The sequence below is a fragment of the Planococcus antarcticus DSM 14505 genome (genome assembly GCF_001687565.2).
Taxonomy (GTDB): domain Bacteria; phylum Bacillota; class Bacilli; order Bacillales_A; family Planococcaceae; genus Planococcus; species Planococcus antarcticus.
In genome coordinates, this window is the sequence record NZ_CP016534.2 from 2,261,214 (window position 1) to 2,280,324 (window position 19,111).

The 19,111-nt window shown below is 41.9% G+C and carries 19 protein-coding genes; 2 read left to right on the forward strand and 17 right to left on the reverse strand.

Features of this window, described 5'->3' with window-relative positions; all coding sequences use genetic code 11:
• Positions 1-224 precede the first annotated feature (224 nt).
• The 6 genes from ccsB to BBH88_RS11400 all read right to left on the reverse strand — a co-directional run bounded on the left by ccsB (position 225) and on the right by BBH88_RS11400 (position 6,062).
• Complete coding sequence (ccsB, locus tag BBH88_RS11375) at positions 225-1,409, reverse strand: c-type cytochrome biogenesis protein CcsB (RefSeq protein WP_006829835.1); 1,185 nt, start codon at positions 1,407-1,409, stop codon at positions 225-227.
• Positions 1,406-3,064, reverse strand: coding sequence for a cytochrome c biogenesis ResB family protein (locus BBH88_RS11380; protein WP_006829834.1), 1,659 nt, complete (start codon positions 3,062-3,064; stop codon positions 1,406-1,408). The genes ccsB and BBH88_RS11380 overlap by 4 nt, the downstream gene beginning before the upstream one ends.
• 13 nt (positions 3,065-3,077) lie before the next feature.
• Positions 3,078-3,638, reverse strand: a complete 561-nt coding sequence (gene resA / locus BBH88_RS11385) for a thiol-disulfide oxidoreductase ResA (protein WP_006829833.1) — start codon at positions 3,636-3,638, stop codon at positions 3,078-3,080.
• Positions 3,639-3,729: 91 nt separating this feature from the next.
• A complete protein-coding gene (locus BBH88_RS11390) occupies positions 3,730-4,461 on the reverse strand; it encodes a pseudouridine synthase (protein ID WP_006829832.1) in 732 nt (243 codons plus the stop codon).
• Between the two features lie 259 nt (positions 4,462-4,720).
• Complete coding sequence (scpB, locus tag BBH88_RS11395; RefSeq protein ID WP_006829831.1) at positions 4,721-5,311, reverse strand: SMC-Scp complex subunit ScpB; 591 nt, start codon at positions 5,309-5,311, stop codon at positions 4,721-4,723.
• On the reverse strand, positions 5,289-6,062 hold the full coding sequence (locus tag BBH88_RS11400; RefSeq protein WP_065536780.1) for a segregation/condensation protein A: 774 nt from the start codon (positions 6,060-6,062) through the stop codon (positions 5,289-5,291). Before BBH88_RS11400 ends, scpB begins: the two co-directional genes overlap by 23 nt.
• Before the next feature lie 82 nt (positions 6,063-6,144).
• Here BBH88_RS11400 and BBH88_RS11405 point away from each other — a divergent pair, with 82 nt between their 5' ends.
• Positions 6,145-6,651, forward strand: coding sequence for a DUF309 domain-containing protein (locus BBH88_RS11405; protein WP_065536779.1), 507 nt, complete (start codon positions 6,145-6,147; stop codon positions 6,649-6,651).
• Here the strand turns inward: BBH88_RS11405 and BBH88_RS11410 are convergent.
• The 7 genes from BBH88_RS11410 to BBH88_RS11440 form a co-directional block, all read right to left on the reverse strand.
• The gene (locus BBH88_RS11410) at positions 6,648-7,007 is read right to left on the reverse strand and encodes a GNAT family N-acetyltransferase (RefSeq protein ID WP_006829828.1); all 360 of its coding nucleotides are present in this window, start codon (positions 7,005-7,007) and stop codon (positions 6,648-6,650) included. The genes BBH88_RS11405 and BBH88_RS11410 overlap by 4 nt on opposite strands.
• A gap of 177 nt (positions 7,008-7,184) precedes the next feature.
• Positions 7,185-8,507, reverse strand: coding sequence for a diaminopimelate decarboxylase (gene lysA / locus BBH88_RS11415; RefSeq protein WP_006829827.1), 1,323 nt, complete (start codon positions 8,505-8,507; stop codon positions 7,185-7,187).
• Positions 8,508-8,652: 145 nt separating this feature from the next.
• On the reverse strand, positions 8,653-9,957 hold the full coding sequence (locus BBH88_RS11420; RefSeq protein ID WP_006829826.1) for a pyrimidine-nucleoside phosphorylase: 1,305 nt from the start codon (positions 9,955-9,957) through the stop codon (positions 8,653-8,655).
• Positions 9,958-10,018: 61 nt separating this feature from the next.
• Positions 10,019-11,206: a phosphopentomutase gene (gene deoB, locus BBH88_RS11425; protein WP_006829825.1), complete on the reverse strand. Its 1,188-nt coding sequence runs from the start codon at positions 11,204-11,206 to the stop codon at positions 10,019-10,021.
• Between the two features lie 68 nt (positions 11,207-11,274).
• Complete coding sequence (xerD, locus tag BBH88_RS11430; protein ID WP_006829824.1) at positions 11,275-12,177, reverse strand: site-specific tyrosine recombinase XerD; 903 nt, start codon at positions 12,175-12,177, stop codon at positions 11,275-11,277.
• A gap of 110 nt (positions 12,178-12,287) precedes the next feature.
• Positions 12,288-12,749 (reverse strand): ferric iron uptake transcriptional regulator, encoded by a 462-nt coding sequence (gene fur / locus BBH88_RS11435; protein WP_006829823.1) that lies wholly within the window; start codon positions 12,747-12,749, stop codon positions 12,288-12,290.
• A 103-nt stretch (positions 12,750-12,852) separates the two neighbouring features.
• Positions 12,853-13,404 (reverse strand): NUDIX domain-containing protein, encoded by a 552-nt coding sequence (locus BBH88_RS11440; protein WP_065536778.1) that lies wholly within the window; start codon positions 13,402-13,404, stop codon positions 12,853-12,855.
• A 79-nt stretch (positions 13,405-13,483) separates the two neighbouring features.
• Here BBH88_RS11440 and BBH88_RS11445 point away from each other — a divergent pair, with 79 nt between their 5' ends.
• Complete coding sequence (locus tag BBH88_RS11445; RefSeq protein WP_006829821.1) at positions 13,484-14,401, forward strand: aldo/keto reductase; 918 nt, start codon at positions 13,484-13,486, stop codon at positions 14,399-14,401.
• A 285-nt stretch (positions 14,402-14,686) separates the two neighbouring features.
• Here the strand turns inward: BBH88_RS11445 and BBH88_RS11450 are convergent, their stop codons facing one another.
• From BBH88_RS11450 to BBH88_RS11465, 4 genes are all read right to left on the reverse strand, one after another.
• Positions 14,687-15,385, reverse strand: a complete 699-nt coding sequence (locus BBH88_RS11450) for a Crp/Fnr family transcriptional regulator (RefSeq protein WP_065536777.1) — start codon at positions 15,383-15,385, stop codon at positions 14,687-14,689.
• 54 nt (positions 15,386-15,439) lie between these two features.
• A complete protein-coding gene (moaA, locus tag BBH88_RS11455) occupies positions 15,440-16,453 on the reverse strand; it encodes a GTP 3',8-cyclase MoaA (RefSeq protein WP_065537374.1) in 1,014 nt (337 codons plus the stop codon).
• 414 nt (positions 16,454-16,867) lie between these two features.
• Entirely contained in the window at positions 16,868-18,397 is a 1,530-nt protein-coding gene (locus BBH88_RS11460; RefSeq protein WP_065536776.1) for a nitrate/nitrite transporter, read from the reverse strand.
• Positions 18,398-18,566: 169 nt separating this feature from the next.
• Positions 18,567-19,094, reverse strand: coding sequence for a hemerythrin domain-containing protein (locus BBH88_RS11465; protein WP_065536775.1), 528 nt, complete (start codon positions 19,092-19,094; stop codon positions 18,567-18,569).
• Between the last annotated feature and the right edge of the window lie 17 nt (positions 19,095-19,111).

Genomic DNA, 19,111 nt, shown 5'->3' on the forward strand with positions numbered 1-19,111 from the left:
ATCTTCTATATATGTCTCATTGTACCGATAACCCTGTCAAAAATAAAGAAAAGCGTAAGCGGCTAGGTCAGGATGCCAAACTAAGTGTGTGACATCCTGTCAGCTGACCCGCATCTAGACCATACCTTCGATGATCTAAGTCACTCGGGCAAAGTGGTTTACAAGCATTGAATCTGGACAATAAACAAAAAGGCCTTTTCCGGTACCGGAAAAGGCCTTTTTGTTTATGCGTAAGAATGCAACCCGGCGATTATTAAGTTAACAACGACCAGATTAAACATAATGATTACAAAGCCGACAACTGCCAGCCATGCGGATTTTTCACCTTGCCATCCTTTGCCTAAACGTAAATGCAGGTATGCAGCATAGAATAACCAAGTAATCAATGCCCATACTTCTTTCGGGTCCCAGCCCCAGAAACGGGACCAGGCAATTTGTGCCCAGATCATAGCGAAAATCAATGCACCTAATGTAAAGATCGGGAAGCCGATAATAATCGCACGATAACCAATTTCATCCATCAACTGCAAATTGACATTTTTAACGAATGGTTTCAATATTGCTGCAATGCGCTTTCTAGAAACCAAACGAATCAACCAATAAAGAACCGTTCCGACAATTACGGACCATAAAACGGTTGTCAGTTTTCCGGCATTGACGATTGCAGGTGTTTCGATAAGAGGCGTCATCGCTTCGTCCGTTAAAGCAACATACTCATTCATCCCAAAAATAGGAGGCATTGTATAAGTGATGGCAGCTTCTTTATCTTCTTTATCTACATAAGTAAACTCTGCCTCGTAGCCTGTTGCGGAAAAGAATGTGCTGACTGCTACAAACCCGAGAACTAGTACCAAAGAATACATAATTGCTTCTAACCAAAAACGCTGTTTGGATTTTTTGGTTAGATCTATTACTTTCAATAAATAAATCAAGCCTGCAGCTGCACTAATAGCTAGGATTCCTTCTGCAATAACTACAGTACTGACGTGAATTGCCAACCAGTTTGTCTGAAGAGCCGGAATAAGCGGGCTAACTTCACTCGGGAACATACTGGCAAATGCGATAAGCAATAACGCGACAGGCAAGACAACCATTCCAAGAACCGGTGTTTTGTATAAGAAATACAAAATAATAAATCCACCAACTAAAGTCATGCCGAACGCTGTCGTAAATTCAAACATATTGCTGAGCGGTGCATGGCCAGTCGCGCCCCATCTAGTAAAGAAGTAGCCAAGATTAGCGGCAAAACCTACAAGGGTGATAATAATCGCAACTTTGCCCCATCGTTTTTCTGATTTGAATGTGCCTTCTTTGTTGCCTTTAACGGCTCCTCCGAAAACGAATGTTGCAATCAAATAAGCAATAAAGGCTACATATAATAGATTTGAACTTATATCAGCTAATGTCATGACAATACTTCACCTTCCTTTTCCGCTTTCTCTTTTTTGTCGATTTCATCCTGCTGATCTGAGTAAGCGGGCAATGATGCATGCTCAACAACTTGATCAAGATCTTTCTTCAAGCCGAACCAGTTTTTATTGGTATGCCCCGCAAGCAAGATCGTACCATCAGCTTTCTGTTGAATCCAGAAACGGCGATGGTTAAAGTACATCCCTTGTGCCACACCGATCATAAAGATCAAACCGCCAAGGCCGAGAATCGGCAAGGTACTGTCTTTTCGAACCGTAAGACCTGATACATCACGTGTTTCGACACTTTGGAAAGCCAGTTTAAAGTCATTTTCACCTAAAGGTTCTACTGTATTTTGAATCGTGATAAAACTTGTTTCTCCTTCTGGTGTTTCAGGAGTAGTCAATTTCACCAGGAAGCCTGGATTGTTTGGCAACGGTGTTGCAGTTTGCGGTTCACCGTTTTCAAAGCCTGAAAAATCCGGATAATAACCAAGCAATTCAATAGTTGAACCGCCTTCAAGCTCATAATTTTTTTCTGGGTCAATCAAATCGATGGTGAGTTCACCAAGAGCTTCTTCCGTTTCTTTATTAGTCAAAGCAAACGTCATTGTCTCCAGTTCATCTAAACGGTAGTCCATTTGGTAAATGGCATAACCATCAAACTTCAGAGGCTGATTGACACGGATTGGAAATTCTTTAACGACTTCTTGTCCGTCGACTGCACCTGGCAACGCTTCTTCTTTCTTTTGATACAAAACGACATCCGTCTGGTAATTTTTCGCTACTGTACCAACACGGTCTAGGGCTTCACCGAAGATTTCTTCTCCGCCTTCGCCCGTATAAACTTCCAGCTCAAAATTTTCACTTTCTAGATAATAGCCTGGTACTTCAGGAATGGCTCTCGTTTCGCCTTCACGTATCCATAAGCTTTCATCTATATAGAATCCAGGAATCATACGAAGCATAACACCAAACAAAAAGATAATCAGCCCAATATGATTGACATACGGACCCCACCTGGAAAAACGACCTTTTTCAGCCAATAGGCCGTTTTTATCCGTACGCGTGTTGTATTTCAACTCTTTTAACTTTGTTTCTGCTTTTTGCAGTGTATCTTCTGAACCAGGTCCTTCGGCATAAATTCGCTGTTTATCCATAAAGCTCGGGTGACGCAGAACTCGCTGGTTTTTCAGCGATTTATATAGTGGCACAAAACGGTCTAAGCTGGCAATTACTAAAGAGATAGCTAGCATCCCGACCAACGCAATAAACCAATAAGAACTGTATAAGTCATGAAAACCAAGAGCATGATAGACGCGTCCAACACTGCCATAAGTGTCGATATAATAAGCCTTGATCGTTGCTTCCGTACTTGCCGGAACAAACGCTTGCTGCGGAAGGATTGTACCAATCGCTGCAGCTACTAGCAGGATTATAATAATACTGACACCCACTTTGACACTTGAAAAGAAATTCCAAATTTTATCGATAATGGATTTATTATAAGTTTGTGAACGTCTAGCCGTTCCTTCATAACGCATATCTACCAGTTTGCTATTTTGTTCTTTTTCAGTCAAAGACCGCCCACACGATTCACAAAGTTTCGTGCCAGGTGGATTTACATGACCGCATTGACATTGCAAATTCTCCATCCCAAAAATCTCCTTAGTCAGGTTTGATTTCTTCCATAAACCCTTCAATATCCTGTTCCGTCATTTCACCTGTAATGATGCGTTGAATATTTCCTTCCGGATTAACAAGAATTGTGGTTGGCAATGGCCTGATATTGTAAGCCGTCATCACACTCTTTGTTTTATCGATCACTACTGGAAAAGACAAGCCGTATTGATCCGCGAAAGATTGGACTTCAAAATCTGATTGAGCAATGTTCACTGCGAGTACTTGTACGCCCTCATCTGAAAAGACCTCATATTGCCGATCCATGGCCGGCATTTCTTTCGCGCATGGTTTGCACCAAGTACCCCAGAAGTTCAAAAAGACTCCTTGACCTTCGTAATCTGATAATTTATGATCTTCACCTTCTAGATCTATTAAGGCAAAGTCAGGCGCCTTGTCACCGACTTTAAGCAGGCTGATATCCTCAGCTGTTGCACTGTTATAAATGGTGTAGCCAATAGCAGCTATTAAAATCGCTAGAATAGCCGCTCTCATCACAGCTCTTTTTTTCTTTTTGTCGTTCTTTATTGGTACCGCTCGTTCATCCATACTTGTTCCTCCTTCGAGGTATATTATGCAAACTTAATTATATCAAAGTTTAAACAGTAACAAGTCTGGAGTTTTGAATGGTTTGTGAACGTTAGACGCGTTTACCCGTATCAGCTAGTACACGCAATAATTTGACTTCGTGTGCAGAAAGTTCTCGCGATTCGCCTGCGTTCAAACCATGCAATGTCAAAAAAGCAAATTGTTCACGGCTCAATTTCTGTACCGGATAGCCGATAGCTTCGAACATTCTGCGGACTTGGCGGTTTCTTCCTTCGTGTATCGTGATCTGTACAATGGCCTTGCCTGTCTTTTTATCTCCTGATAGAAGCTTCACCTTAGCTGGGGCTGTCATTCCATCCTCGAGCTTGATGCCACGTTCCAATTTTTTCAGGTCATCTTTTTCTGGAATTCCTTTTAAACGAGCTACGTAGGTTTTATCAATTTCGAACTTTGGATGTGTCAGCATATTGGCAAATTCTCCATCGTTCGTCATGATGAGCAACCCCGATGTATCGTAATCTAATCGTCCGACTGGATAAATCCGTTTTTCAATATCCGTAAAAAAGTCAGTTACGACTTTGCGATTTTTATCATCCGAAACAGCTGAAATGACGCCGCGTGGCTTATACAATAAGTAGTAAACTTTCTGTTCTTTTTCAAGTTGAACGCCTTCTACTTCAATTTTATCGGTGCTTGAAACTTTAACTCCCAATTCCTTGATCGTTTTCCCGTTGACTCTTACTTTACCGTCCAAAATCAATTGTTCTGACTTACGTCGTGATGCTACGCCTGCATGTGCAAGTACTTTCTGTAATCTTTCCATAAATAAGTTCACCTCATTAGTATTTTTTCGAAAAGCGTACGCGCTTGTTCAACCCAAGGGGCTAAACGCTGCAGCAGAGCAGACCAAAATGCGCAAGTGCGTTTTTTTCAGTCGTTCCTCGCCAAGTACTGCAAATGTATTACAATAACTCGATATGCCGTTCGTTCCTCTCGAAATTATGCCACATTTCCTCTTAAAGCGGAAGCGCTAAGCTTAAAAGAAAAGAAGACTGTCAATAGCACAGCCTTCCAAAAATACCTCACACTTTTATTTCTTCTTTGAAGGTTTGTTGAAAATTTGTCATGAAAAGATCTGTATCGTCATCCTCATCGCTTGCAGATTCTTCAGGCAAGGGCGGAAGTTCGTCTAGATTCTTCAAACCGAAATAATTCAAGAACTCTTTTGTCGTACCATATAGAATGGCACGACCTGTTCCTTCAACCCGTCCCGCTTCTTGAACCAGGCCTTTAGCAGCCAGTGTGTGGAGCGCTTTTTCACTTTTTACACCGCGCAAGTCTTCAACTTCTATCCTTGTAATTGGCTGCTTGTATGCGATAATTGCCAAAACTTCCAAAGATGCTTGAGACAATGCCTGCACGGTGGGGTTTTCCACCAGTTTTTGAATCGTTTCTGCCACTTCTTGCTTGGTCACTAGTTGAAAGACCCCTGCCAGTTCCTTGAGACAGATGCCACTGACGGAATCGACATAGCGTGTTTCTAATTCTTTTATGCCCGCCTGCAGCTCTTCACTGTCCACTTCCGTCAAAAATTGAAGTTGCTTCGGTGTCAGCCCATCGTCTCCTGCCACGAAAAGCAGCGCTTCTATTCTACTCGAAAGATTCGTCTTCATATTCCCACTTGTCCTTTCTGAGTTCCACCATCAAATTGGTGAAGTTGGTTTCCTGCTCCACCGCAATGACCTGCCGTTTCATTAATTCCAGAATCGACAAAAACGATACCACCAGCACAGTTTTATCATCTGAAGGGAACAGTTTGTGGAAAGATGTCCGTCCCTTTGCCAACTTCAATTGATCGACGATCAAAGTCATTTGATGTTTGATGGAAATCTCCTGTCTTGCGACGCGCGCAGATAATGGCGCTTTTAATTGCTTACGGCGAAGCATTTTTTGAAAAGCCCCAAGTATATCATAGGCATTTACCTCGAGATCGACTTGATCGTAAGGAATAGTTGCCTGAATTTCCGATAAATCCATTGGCGCTTTCGTATAGATAAAGGAACGATTGCTTTCAAGCTCCTTTAAATTTTCAGAAGCGTCCTTAAATTTCCGGTATTCCACAAGACGTGACACCAGTTCTTCACGTGGATCTTGTTCATCGAATTCGTATTCAATTTCATCCAACTCACCTTCGTGAACCGGCAGCAATGTTTTGCTTTTGATTGCAAGCAATGTGGCCGCCATAACAAGATACTCACTCGCTTCATTCAATTCTAGAACTTGCATCGCCCGTATGTGTTCCATATACTGTGAAGTAATCTGTGAAACAGGAATATCGTAAATATCAATTTCCAAACGGTGGATTAAATGCAATAATAAATCAAGAGGGCCTTCATAGGCCTCTACTTTCACTTCGTACGACATAACTGTACCACCTGACTGTTAAATACTCATTCATCCCGATTAATGGGCAATTAACCTTTATTATAGTAGAAAGGGGATCAAAATGCATCCACTTCATCATCCACTGTTTATTCAATACATTATTAATTTTAACGAAGAAAAAGATTATTTTGAGTGCCATGAAGTTGGCGAAGAATACTGGAAAGCAATTGCACCTAAAGACAAGATGCATCCCCTAACAGGGTGGATCCAATTAGCGGTCGGCATGTACCATTGGAGAAGAAGCAATTATCCAGGAGCCTTGCGTTCTTTTATCCGTGCCAAAGTCAAATTGGCTGCCGGCGGAATATGGGTGGAAGGATTCGACCATGAAAAACTGATTCGCATCTTAAGCGATTCGATCGAAGCTGTCACAGAACGAAAACCATTTTCGGTTCAGAAAATCCCGATTGTTTCAGAAGAGCTAAAACAGGCAGTGGAATCCTATCATTCTGCACATCCTCTGACACAGCAAGATCCCTATTACCTTATGCATAAGCACAGGCTACGTGATCGTACTTCCATCATCAGCTTGCGTGAACAAAAAAAAAAGGCGGAACCTTTAAATTAAAGGTCGCCTTTTTTTATTGGGCATTTTTTTAGGAATGGTTCGGTTTCTTCTGTCGCAAGCATTTTCCGATCTTGCATGAGATTCTGAATTTTTTCTACCATTTCATGGCCGATTCCATCTCCGCGATGCGAAGGATTCACTGATAAGTGGTGAATTGTATAGGATTTTTCGCTAACTTCCACGCCTAATAATCCGACAAAATCATCCTCTTTTTTCCAAAGAAATAACTGCCAATCCGGATTTTCTTCATAGATATGCATGGTTTGCTGTAATTTTTTCAGTTCTCGCTCTTTCGGCATGAATGACATCAGCCCCATAGCGATTTTCTCGAATGATTTCTTATATCTGAACAACATAATTAAATCCCTCATTTTCGTCTAAAAGCGGCTTTAACCATATTACTATAGTTCCCCTGATAACTCAAGAGAGCTTTCAGCCACCAATGACATTTTCTGCAAAAAAGACCCAATAGACGATTCCCCAGGCAAGGGCCATCGCCAAGATGAAAAGCAACAAGACCAGATTCCCTTTTTTCATTTCTGGATAGCCTTCTGCGAGTAGGATAAGTCCTGTTTGACCAAATCCGCATTCGTTTCACGTTTCACAACTAGCTGAGACATACCATTTTCTACGAATACAACGGCCGGCCGTGCAATGCGGTTATAGTTACTGGCCATTGAGTAACCATATGCACCCGTGCAGAAAACACCTAAAAGATCTCCCGCTTCCACAGTCGGCAAGTCAGCTTGTTCAATTAGCTTGTCTCCTGATTCACAGCATTTCCCTGCGATTGTGTATTGCTCAGTCGATAAGGCATTTGCTTTATTGGCCAATAGCGAACTGTACTTTGCTCCGTATAAAGCTGGACGAATATTGTCTGACATTCCTCCGTCAACCGCGGCATATTTGCGCATCTTTGGCACTTCTTTCGTCGATCCGATGGTATAAAGTGTCGTTCCAGCATCGCCAATTAATGAACGGCCCGGCTCGATCCAGATTTCGGGGATTGGATAACCGAGATCTTCAGAGGTCTGTTTAACGGTTTCAATCATTTTCTTTACATAGACAGCCGGTTTAAGTGGCGCGTCTTCTGCTGTATAGCGAATCCCGAAGCCTCCACCAAGATTTAATACGGGGCATATATAGCCAAATTCCTGTTTCCAGCCAGACATTTTCTGCAATAATTTCTCAGAAGCCAACTGGAATGCGCTGGTATCGAATATCTGTGAACCAATGTGACAATGAAGTCCTATTAGTTTCAAATAACCGTGGTTATAGGTTTGGTTAAATGCATCATCTGCCTGGCCATTCTTCAAATCAAATCCGAATTTTGAATCTTCTTGTCCGGTCGTGATGTAATCATGTGTATGAGCCTCAATTCCGGGAGTCACACGCAACAAAATATTCATCGATTGTTTGTTTTGCTCGGAAATTTTCTTTAATAAGTCGATTTCGTGAAAGTTATCGACTACGATGCAACCGATTCCTACTCGAAAAGCCATCTGCAATTCTTCTAGGCTTTTATTGTTGCCGTGAAAATGGATTTTTCCAACCGGGAATCCTGCTTTGACGGCCGTATACAGTTCTCCAGCAGAAACCACATCCAATGACAGATTTTCTTCTGCCGCTACTTGGTAGATTGCAATGGTTGAAAAAGCTTTGCTGGCATACGCGACCTGATAGCCAATTCCTGCTTCTTTGAAAGTTTGTTGGAACGCTCTGGCGCGATCACGGAATAATTGAATGTCATAGACATAAAGTGGTGTTCCGTAATTTTTAGCTAACTCCACTGAATCGGTTCCGCCGATTGTCAAATGACCTTGCTCATTAATTGCTTGTGTGCCGTATAAATGCAATAAAAGCCCCTCCTAATGATATGTTATTCAATGATTCTAAGAAGAAAAAGCAGAGTTATCCACTGCTATCCAGTTAAAAAAACACTTCTAGTTTCACTTATGTATATGAAAAATCTTGCTGAGCAATTACCCAGCAAGATCTTCTTCAGTCGGTTATCAAAGCTGAAATCAGTTTGATTTTTTCAACCGGCCTACTTGTATATTCGACACTATTATATATCATTTTAGAACATTCTGCGAGCTCTTCTGTATTGGAATAAATCGTAGCAATGGACTCGCCAGTCTTTACAAAGTCTCCAACTTTTTTATGAAGAACTATACCGACAGCCAAATCGATTACCGATTCTTTCGTTGCTCTGCCTGCACCTAGCACCATAGCAGCTGTGCCAATTTCATCCGCTTCCATGAATGAAATATAGCCTTCTTCTTTGGATGGTACTTCTGTTGTAAATTTAGCTTGTGGCAATAATGTGACATCATCTACCACCGCTGGATTGCCGCCTTGATCTGCGATAAATTGCTTAAAAATTTCTAAAGCTCGACCATTTTCAATTACTTTTTCAAGCATTGCTCGTGCTTCTTCTAAAGTCTCTGCTTTGCCACCAACTACGACCATTTGGCTACCAAGCACCATGCATAATTCCGTTAAATCTTCCGGACCTTTGCCTTGTAGCGTTTCAATCGCTTCTTTGACTTCTAGTGCGTTGCCAATAGCAAACCCAAGCGGCTGGCTCATGTCTGAAATAATGGCCATTGTTTTTCTACCCGTTGCATTACCAATGCCGACCATTGCATGTGCCAGTTCTTTGGCATCTTCCGGTGTTTTCATAAATGCACCTTCGCCTGTTTTCACATCCAAAACGATGGCGTCTGCTCCAGCTGCGATTTTTTTACTCATAATTGAGCTCGCAATTAAAGGAATACTATTAACTGTTCCCGTTACATCGCGTAGGGCGTATAATTTTTTATCCGCCGGAGTCAAATTGCCACTTTGCCCGATTACCGCTAGTTTGTGATCATTAACTTGTTTGATAAAATCTTCTGTTGAAAGTTCTACGTGGAAGCCGTCAATCGCTTCTAATTTATCAATTGTTCCTCCGGTATGACCAAGTCCACGTCCGCTCATTTTTGCAACCGGAACGCCGCATGCAGCGACTAAGGGTCCAAGAACCAAAGTCGTCGTATCACCGACACCGCCAGTAGAATGCTTGTCGACCTTGATGCCTTCAATCGCTGACAAGTCGATTTGGTCGCCTGACTCTGCCATGGCCATTGTCAGATCTGCCCGTTCGCGCTCTGTCATATTTTGAAAATAAACAGCCATTAGAAAAGCGCTCATTTGGTAATCCTCAATTTCGCCATTTGTGTAACCGGTGATGACGAATTTGATTTCCTCGGTCGACAACTCATGGCCGTCTCTTTTCTTTTCAATCAAATCTACCATTCTCACGAATACTACCGCCTTTTCAGTTTAATTTTCGATCAGTTGAACTACTCATAATGATGACAATTCATTTGTTTAAGCGAGACAAAAAGCTTTTGCCGAATTTAGGCATGTCTACTGAAAAGTTCTCAGCGATAGAAGCACCGATGTCCGCGAAGGTTTTGCCTGTTTCCAGCTGCTCTCCGCCATCAAAGCGCGGTGAATAAGCTAAAAGCGGGACATATTCACGTGTATGATCAGTACCCGGGAATGTTGGGTCATTGCCGTGATCTGCTGTAATGATCAACAAATCGTCCTCCGTCATCTTTTCAAGTACTTCTGGCAACCGGACATCAAATGCCTCTAGTGCATTCCCATATCCCTGTGGATCTCTTCGGTGACCATAAAGTGCATCAAAGTCTACCAAATTCAAGAAGCTTAGTCCACAGAAATCTTCACCAGCAACTTGCACCAGTTTATCCATACCATCCATATTATCTTTTGTGCGGTAGGATTTTGTGACACCTGCACCATTGTATATGTCATCAATTTTCCCGATAGCAATAACGTCTTTTCCGCCATCCTTCAGTTCGTTCATGACAGTCCGGTCGAATGGTGCCAATGCATAGTCGTGGCGATTTGTTGTCCGCTTAAATGCACCTGGCTGGCCAAGGAATGGACGTGCAATGACGCGGCCTACCAGGTATTCCGGCTCCAATGTCAATTCGCGGGCAATTTCACAAATGCGGTAAAGCTCTTCCAATGGAACGATTTCTTCATGAGCCGCAATCTGCAAGACAGGATCAGCAGATGTATAGACGATAATAGCTCCTGTCTCCATGTGCTGCCGGCCGAGCTCATCTAGAATTTCGGTCCCGCTGGCCGGTTTATTTCCGAGAACTTTACGGCCTGTCTTTTCTTCCAGCTTTTGGATCAATTCTTCCGGAAAACCATCCGGATAGACTTTAAAAGGCGTATCGATATTCAAACCCATGATTTCCCAATGGCCTGTCATCGTATCCTTCCCGACAGAAGCTTCTTGTAGTTTTCCATAGAAAGCCGCTGGTTTTTTTGCGGCTGCAAGCCCTTTCACCGGAACGATGTTGGCTAGGCCTAATTTCTCCATGTTTGGCATTTCCAATCCGCCTACTGCTTCTGCGATATGACCAAGCGTATCTGATCCAGTATCTCCAAAGGCTTCAGCATCGGGCGCCTCACCGATGCCTACCGAATCCAATACTACTAAATGTACGCGTTTAAATGGTTTTTTTGTCATAAGTCTTCCTCCTTATTTTCGCTTTTATCTTACCATATACCCACTCCTTGTCGGAAGTCAGACATCTTCTAAGCGCGGGGATGAAATTGGGAATAAACATCCTTTAAGCGCGTTTTGCTGACATGAGTATAAATTTGTGTTGTGGAAATGTCCGCATGGCCTAGCATTTCCTGCACCGCTCGTATGTCTGCTCCATTTTCTAGCAGATGTGTGGCAAAGGAATGGCGCAAGGTGTGCGGCGTCAACTCTCTTTGTATTCCTGCTTTTTGAGCATGCTGTTTGAGCAGCTTCCAGAAGCCTTGGCGAGTCAATCGTTTACCGCGCTGGTTCACGAACATAGCATCCGTTTTTTCTCCGCTTTTAAGCAAATCCATTCGACTTTTTTCTAAATAAATTTGGCAGGATTTTAATGCCGATTTCCCTAAAGGGATGATGCGTTCTTTCCCACCTTTTCCAGTACAGCGAACAAACCCCATTGTTAAGTGGACATCTTCTACATCCAGATTGATGCATTCACTAATGCGCATCCCGCTAGCATACAATAATTCCAGCATAGCCTGATCACGCAAACCATTTGCTTTATTGGTGGCAGGCGCCTGTATCAAAGCGTCTACTTCCTCAATAGACAGGATATTCGGCAGCTTCTTGTCCATTTGAGGCATCTCCAAGTGAACAGTTGGATCGGTTTCGACAATGCGTTCACGGATTAAAAATTGGTGAAAAGAACGAATAGATGAAATGTGGCGTGCGACAGTCCGCGGTGTGTTCGTCGAGTCTTTCAAATGGCGCAAATGATTCAGTATATGCACCCGTTCAACTTTCTTTAAGGACTCTAGTTGCTCTACTTCTTTTAAATACTGCAGGTAAACCTTCAGATCTCGCTGATATGAAGACAATGTATTATCCGCAAGCTGTCTTTCAACACGCAGAAAATGCACATAATCGTCGAGTGCATCTTTGCCAAAATCCATGCGTCTGCCCCCTCATAATTTATGTTTAAGACAATCATTCCGTTCAGATAAGCAAGTTCGTTTACGCATAAAAAAAAGACGACCTGAATGGGCCGTCCTTTTGGCATCAGTTATTCTGATGGATTTTGAGAGCTGCTGTCGTTGCAGCGCCAGCAGATGCCATGGAAAGTAAGACGGTGGTCTTTGATTTGGAAATTCCAGCGTTTCTCTACGATATTCTCCACATCTTCTAGAAGATCTTCCTGAATTTCATCCACTGCTCCACATTCCAGACACACGAGGTGATGGTGGAAATGTGCTGCGCCTTCCTGACGCAGATCATAACGCGAGACCCCATCCCCAAAATTTATTTTGTCGACAATTTTTAATTCTGTTAAAAGCTCCAATGTCCGGTACACAGTCGCCAATCCAATTTCCGGTGCAATGTCTTTTACTAAAAGATAGACGTCTTCCGCACTTAAATGGTCTTCTTCATGGTCTAACAAAACTCGAACTGTCGCTTCACGCTGTGGCGTCAATTTGTAACTCGCAGCGTGTAATTGTTTTTTTATCCGATCAATTCTGGTTTCCATGCGACGCCCTCCCTCAAACTGTTTCTATTATATCAAAAGGGAGTTCTCAATTACAACAATACTATCCACCTTTATTTATAATCGTTATAAAGAGATAATTGTTTTAATTCTCAATTGATATTCGTTGCTTTGCCCACAATACTGCAAATGCTGTTTTTGCGTCATAGATTCGTTCATTCTCAACCATTCTTTCCGCGTCTTCAAGTGTCACTTCCATTAATTCCACGAATTCGTCATCATCAAGTACCGCACCATTTATCGCTTTGCTCAATCCGGTAGCCGCAAACAAGTGGACTACTTCGTTAGCAAATCCAGGGGAAGTCGCAAAAGTTTGGATTTTAACCAATTTTTCTGCAGTATAACCTGTTTCTTCTTCCAGCTCGCGCATTGCAGTATATTCAGGTGCTTCTCCAGGCTCGAGCTTGCCAGCTGGAATTTCCACAAGAGATCGTTCTAGCGCTTTTCGGTATTGTTCGACTAAAATGATTTTGTTCTCATCTGTAATGGCAATGATGGCAACCGCTCCGGGATGCTCGATCAGTTCTCGTTTTGACGTGTGACCATTAGGCAGTGACACATCATCAACTTTCAAGTTAATAATTTTCCCTTCGTACAAACGATTGGAGTGGATGGTTTTTTCTTCAATTTTTTTCATTGGAGTCCTCTTTTCATTTGTGGTTTCTCTGAGAAAAAGTATACCATATAAGATACAACAGACTAAATGAGGTGGAGAAATGAAGAAAAGCTTTTTAGGCAACAGTGGAATTGAAGTCAGTGAAATCGCTTTAGGCTGTATGTCTTTACCGACAGAAGCAAAACAAGCGGGTATCATTGTTGACGAAGCAATCGCACAGGGCATTAATTATTTTGATACTGCAGACTTGTATAATAAAGGCATCAATGAAGAAGTGGTTGGCAAGGCGCTGAAGCATCACCGAAAAGAAATCGTCTTAGCTACTAAAGTAGGCAATCAATGGAGCGCTCAATCAGACGAAGTCAAATGGAATCCGACTAAAGCGTATATAAAAGAGCAGATCCACGCTAGCCTAAAACGTCTCCAGACAGATTACATCGACCTGTATCAATTGCATGGCGGCATGATCACTGATGATGCAGAAGAAACCATTGAAGCTTTTGAAGACTTGAAAAAAGAAGGCATGATTCGCGCCTATGGTATTTCTTCCATCCGCCCGAACGTTATCAAGCGCTTTCTGGATAAAGGGAACATTGCTTCCATCATGATGCAATACAGCTTGCTGGACCGGCGACCGGAAGAATTGCTCGACAGCATCGGTCAAGCCGGAAAATCAGTCGTTACTCGCGGCACCTTGGCAAAAGGATTATTGACTAGCGAAGGACTACAGCGGGCAGGTAAAACGGACGACTTCTTGAGCTATAGCAAGGATGAATTGAAAAACACCTTGAAGAAGCTGCTGGCGGTCCACGATAATCTCCATGCCTTGGCGCTGCATAGCATATTGCAGCACGACACGATCCGTTCAGTGGTGGCTGGCGCCAGTTCAGCAGATCAGATCAATGCAACCATTAAAGCCTACGAAACCTCGGTTTCACCTGAGCAAATCACGCAGGCAAAAACGATAACGCGACAGGATATCTATCAAGAACATCGAGACAAAGTAACTGGGCCATAAAACTAGAAATACTTTTTTACTTCTTGCGAGAAAAAGACGATGTAAATTGACCTCAAGAAATCTACTTTTAAACACCTCTATGGGCATGGCTCACACTAGCTGCATGACACATATTCTGTAATCTGAAAGCGAAACAGATTTCCGGAATATCCATGTCAGCGACGTTGGTGTCATATGTGATTGGTTCGACATAGATAGTTCTATTCAGAATAGCTTATTCATGACAATGGATATAAAAAAACCCAACAACAATCCGCTTTAGATTAGCGGAATTGCTGCTGGGTTTTATTTATAAAGCGACAAGGCTTCCATATTTATAATTTGGATCGCCCTTTGGTCATATTGTTGTATCCAGCCTTCATCCTCAAACTTAGCTAATTTTCGGCTAATGGTTTCAGGTGTTGTTCCGAGAAAAGACGCTAGATCTTTCCGTGACATTGGCAATTGAATCTCCCGACTTTGACTAGATTCAGCTTGCTGAATTAAATACAAGGCAACTCTTGTCTCAGTATCTTCTGTCGTGAAACTAGTCACTTGATGCTCTGTTTGATCCAACCTCAATGAAAATTCTTTGATAACCTTTAATGAAATCTGCGGGTATTTCAAAAATAATTCACTTATATCTGGGCCACTTATGGTGCAGAGCTCAGCATTTTCCATTGCTTCTGCATATGAGTCATGAATGTTGTCTATAAAAAGAGCCAGTTCTCCTGTAAAATCGCCTGGCTGCAAGATTCGAATCACCTGTTCTTTACCATTTTCAGTCAGACGATATATTTTCAATTTACCTTTATGAATAATATATAAAGAACTCGATTTATCGCCTGCTCTGTATAGAACTTCCCCTTTGGACAAATTCCGGTGTCTTGTGGTTTTAGCAACTTCCTTTAGTTCAGCTTGTTCAAGATGATTGAAAATTGGTACGATGGAAACGCAAAGATGCTCCTGTGTTGATGATGATTGCAATAACCCATTATTCTCCATGAAGTTTCTCCTTTTCTACTGTTGGCATTATACTATAGTTGCTTTCTGAACCAGTTAACCACCAATATAGGACATACCAATTTTTTTACGAGCTTTAGCACTTTCTTCAGTTCGTTCATCAGAATACCGGTCTCTTCTGCCGCTCCAGACTGCACTGATTGCTTCGAGAAGCTGTGAATCGCTCCAGTCATTTCGGAGAAGTTTACGGATATCAAACCCTTCTGTAGCGAAAAGACATGTATAGAATTTGCCATCAGACGATAATCTCGACCTTGTACACGATGAGCAAAACGATTCAGAAACTGATGTAATAAAACCCACTTGTGCGTTGCTGCCTTCATAGCTGTAACGTTTGGCCACTTCACCAAAATATTCTTCCTCAACACCTGCTAACTTATAAACAGTTTCGAGCTTGCGGATGATTTCCTTTTTAGTTACGACTTTTTTGAAACTCCAATTATTGTCGTTTCCAACATCCATAAATTCAATAAACCGAAGAGTGATTTCTCGTTCCTTGAAATAGGCTGCCATAGGAAGAATTTCTGATTCATTGACATCTTTCTGAACTACCATATTGACTTTGATTTCAAAACCAAGTGCTTTTGCATAATCGATTTGCTCCAGAATATTTTCAGAGCCGACGCCTCTTCCGTTCAAACTTCCGAACAATTCAGGATCGAGTGCATCCAAGCTGATATTCAACCTTCTTAATCCTGCATCATACAAGGCTTGGCCATGCCGTTTAAGCAATAATCCATTGGTCGTCAATCCAATATCTTCTACTCCTTCGACAGAAGATATTAGTTTAATCAATTCCGGCAAATCCTTGCGCAATAAAGGTTCCCCACCTGTCAATCTTATTTTTTTAACTCCCATTGACACAAACAATCTGGTGAGTCTATAAATTTCTTCAAAAGTCAGCAATTCTTGTTTTGGCAAAAATGCATAATCGTCGCCAAAGACCTCTTTCGGCATGCAGTAAGAACAGCGGAAATTGCAACGGTCTGTAACAGAAATACGCAAATCTCTCATTGGTCGTCCTAGTTGATCCGTCAATGGTTGATCCATCTTCATTATTATATTCTCCTCTCTTACGTACTTTCATTTATATAAGTTGAATTAAAAAATTAGCTTTTTCAACTCAAGGAAGTTAGGACAACGATGCAGGAAAACATCTTTGCCCATCGCCGTCTTCCGCTCTTTCTTCTTAGCATCCTTGAGTAATAAATCATCAGGATACGCTGCGAACCAGCGGAGACTCTCAATAGAGTAACATAGGCGACATGAAAAGAAATCCACTCGGGTATAAAGCTCGAGTTAGTTCGGCGCAAGCTCTTGGTAGCTGATAACGCGACGTCCTGTCGCATCAGCTTCAAGACGCACATGTGTGGGCCCAAAAGCGGAGCTGGTTTGCGGAATATCAACAGGCCGGAATCATTTATATAACTTATTTAGCAGATTTTTTTATTCATCGGTACTACTTCACGTAGTTAAAATTCGATTAACCTCTTTTTTTTTCTGATATTCCGCAGTGATATCAGTAAAAGTTCCAACGTATCGAACGGCTTCTCCCGTATCATCTTTTACTGCGCTGATATTCAACCATTGAAGATATTCCTCGCCGTTTTTGCGCCGGTTCCAAATTTCCCCTTGCCACATGCCGTTTAGCCCAATTTCCTGCCACATTTGTTTATAGAAGTCTTTTGGCTGTCTGTCTGATTTCATAATACTTGGATTTTGTCCGACGACATCCGATTCTTCAAATCCAGTCAGTTTAGTGAAAGCAGGATTAACCTTTTTGATTTTACCTGAGGTATCTGTCACTAGTATGCCCTGCCCTGTCGAGTTGAAAACTTCGGCGGCCAGTTGCAGACGGTCTTGGTAATACATCCAAACAACCAAGACAAAACTCGCCAATGCCACTTGAGAAAGAAGCATAAAGCCGATGGAGTATTGACCGGTTATTGAAAAGATAACCGATAACATAATGGGTGGAAAAAATCCTCCGAGTCCACCCATCATGGAGACAATTCCATTTGCGATACCGGCTTGTTTATTGAAATAAAATGGTACAAGCTTGAAGATGACACCGTTGCCAATGCCGGCACTTACTGCAATAGCCAGGGTGCCGACTGTGTAAATTCCAATCGTCGGAGAGAAGGCCAATACAATAGCAGCAATAGTATAGACGAAGAAAGTCCCCATCAACAACAGCAACGGCTGCAATTTATCCCCCAGCCATCCGCCTACCGGTCGTAGAAAAGTCGCAAGTGCGATAAAGCCTGCAGTCCGCATACCAGCATCTACTTTGTCTAGCCCAAAATTGCTGACAAGAAAGTTAGGTAAATAAATAGTGAATGCTACAAAAGATCCGAATGTGATGAAATAGAATAAAGAAAAAAACCAAAGTTTTTCGTTCTTATAAACACCTTTAATTTGCTCAATAATTGGGGTTTTTACTTTTGGTTCATGACGGTCACCAAAGAAGAAATTCAATGCTGCAAAAATCAGCAACAAGATCAAGTAGATTTTGATAGTGGCTGACCAACCAATTTGCGTTGCAATTAATGGAGCCGAAAATGTCGTGATGGCTGTACCGATATTTCCCGCACCATAGATTCCGTTGACAAATCCGTGTTTTTCCTTCGGATAGTATTTTGGCAGCGAGGTAACACCTACAGAAAATACAGCGCCCCCTATTCCCAGAAATAACCCACTAATAATGAGATCTGTAAAACTCGAAGCTTCACTTAAATAAAATACTGGAAATAAAAGAAGGATAAAACTTATCATAAATATAATTCGTGCCCCAAAAACATTGGCATAATAGCCTAGTGGAATTCGCAGAATAGAGCCCAGAACAACTGGTACAGCCGTTACCATAGCCAGCCTTTCGGGAGCTATGGCTATATCTTCGCTGATAAATGGAATGAGGGAAGATATAATCACCCACACCATAAAACCAACCACTAGATTCATTGTTTGAAGGGGCAATTGTAGTTTCTTGATCATCAAAATCACCTTTTCCGTTGAATTTTCTTTACGATTTATTTCATGTTGATTCTCTGTCTTCATTGTATCTTGAGAATGCTGTCTTTTTAATAAGGGAGTGCCCTCCTACTGAGAGGGGAAACCCTTAAAATAAAAAAAGCCACTTCCTTTTGGAAGCAGCTGGATCAATTCAGGTAATGAGAGTATTTAGTTTTTTGTATAATTCATCTTGATCGATCGCTTTCATCGCTTTTTCAGCCATTGGGAACAAAACGGTTTCCTCTTTCATGAAATGGACCGTCAAAACTTCAAACGCTTCTGCTGCGTCCTGAGTGACTGTTTTCATTTGTTCCAATGTTAGCAGATTGATATTGTCACGGGTATGATGAAAAAAATGACCAATATAAGCATCGATTTCCTGATGCTCATCTTGAATTCCGACAAGTGGACCCTGCTCGAATCCAATATAATTTCCAAGCGCTGGAAAAAAGAATTCTTCTTCTTTATCGGTATGATTTTTAAAGGGTTCAACAAATTCAAAAAGTTTCTGGCGTAAAAGCTTCAAATTTTCACGTCCCGCTTCTAGGCTTAGCCCTTCATCTTCAAACGATAAGACCAGTGCATGCCACTCGTTCATTAAAAAGCTTAAATACGCATGTTCATTTTCCAATAACCTCATACCAGGTTCTTTAAAACGAAGCTCAGATTTTTCTGTCATCAAAAGATCCACTCCTA

Coding starts and splice junctions, on each gene's coding strand:
- ccsB (WP_006829835.1), bottom strand. CDS start 1,409: ATGACATTAGCTGATATAAGTTCAAATCTATTATATGTAGCCTTTATT.
- BBH88_RS11380 (WP_006829834.1), bottom strand. CDS start 3,064: ATGGAGAATTTGCAATGTCAATGCGGTCATGTAAATCCACCTGGCACG.
- resA (WP_006829833.1), bottom strand. CDS start 3,638: ATGGATGAACGAGCGGTACCAATAAAGAACGACAAAAAGAAAAAAAGA.
- BBH88_RS11390 (WP_006829832.1), bottom strand. CDS start 4,461: ATGGAAAGATTACAGAAAGTACTTGCACATGCAGGCGTAGCATCACGA.
- scpB (WP_006829831.1), bottom strand. CDS start 5,311: ATGAAGACGAATCTTTCGAGTAGAATAGAAGCGCTGCTTTTCGTGGCA.
- BBH88_RS11400 (WP_065536780.1), bottom strand. CDS start 6,062: ATGTCGTACGAAGTGAAAGTAGAGGCCTATGAAGGCCCTCTTGATTTA.
- BBH88_RS11405 (WP_065536779.1), top strand. CDS start 6,145: ATGCATCCACTTCATCATCCACTGTTTATTCAATACATTATTAATTTT.
- BBH88_RS11410 (WP_006829828.1), bottom strand. CDS start 7,007: ATGTTGTTCAGATATAAGAAATCATTCGAGAAAATCGCTATGGGGCTG.
- deoB (WP_006829825.1), bottom strand. CDS start 11,206: ATGACAAAAAAACCATTTAAACGCGTACATTTAGTAGTATTGGATTCG.
- xerD (WP_006829824.1), bottom strand. CDS start 12,177: ATGGATTTTGGCAAAGATGCACTCGACGATTATGTGCATTTTCTGCGT.
- fur (WP_006829823.1), bottom strand. CDS start 12,749: ATGGAAACCAGAATTGATCGGATAAAAAAACAATTACACGCTGCGAGT.
- BBH88_RS11440 (WP_065536778.1), bottom strand. CDS start 13,404: ATGAAAAAAATTGAAGAAAAAACCATCCACTCCAATCGTTTGTACGAA.
- BBH88_RS11445 (WP_006829821.1), top strand. CDS start 13,484: ATGAAGAAAAGCTTTTTAGGCAACAGTGGAATTGAAGTCAGTGAAATC.
- BBH88_RS11450 (WP_065536777.1), bottom strand. CDS start 15,385: ATGGAGAATAATGGGTTATTGCAATCATCATCAACACAGGAGCATCTT.
- moaA (WP_065537374.1), bottom strand. CDS start 16,453: ATGGATCAACCATTGACGGATCAACTAGGACGACCAATGAGAGATTTG.
- BBH88_RS11460 (WP_065536776.1), bottom strand. CDS start 18,397: ATGATCAAGAAACTACAATTGCCCCTTCAAACAATGAATCTAGTGGTT.
- BBH88_RS11465 (WP_065536775.1), bottom strand. CDS start 19,094: ATGACAGAAAAATCTGAGCTTCGTTTTAAAGAACCTGGTATGAGGTTA.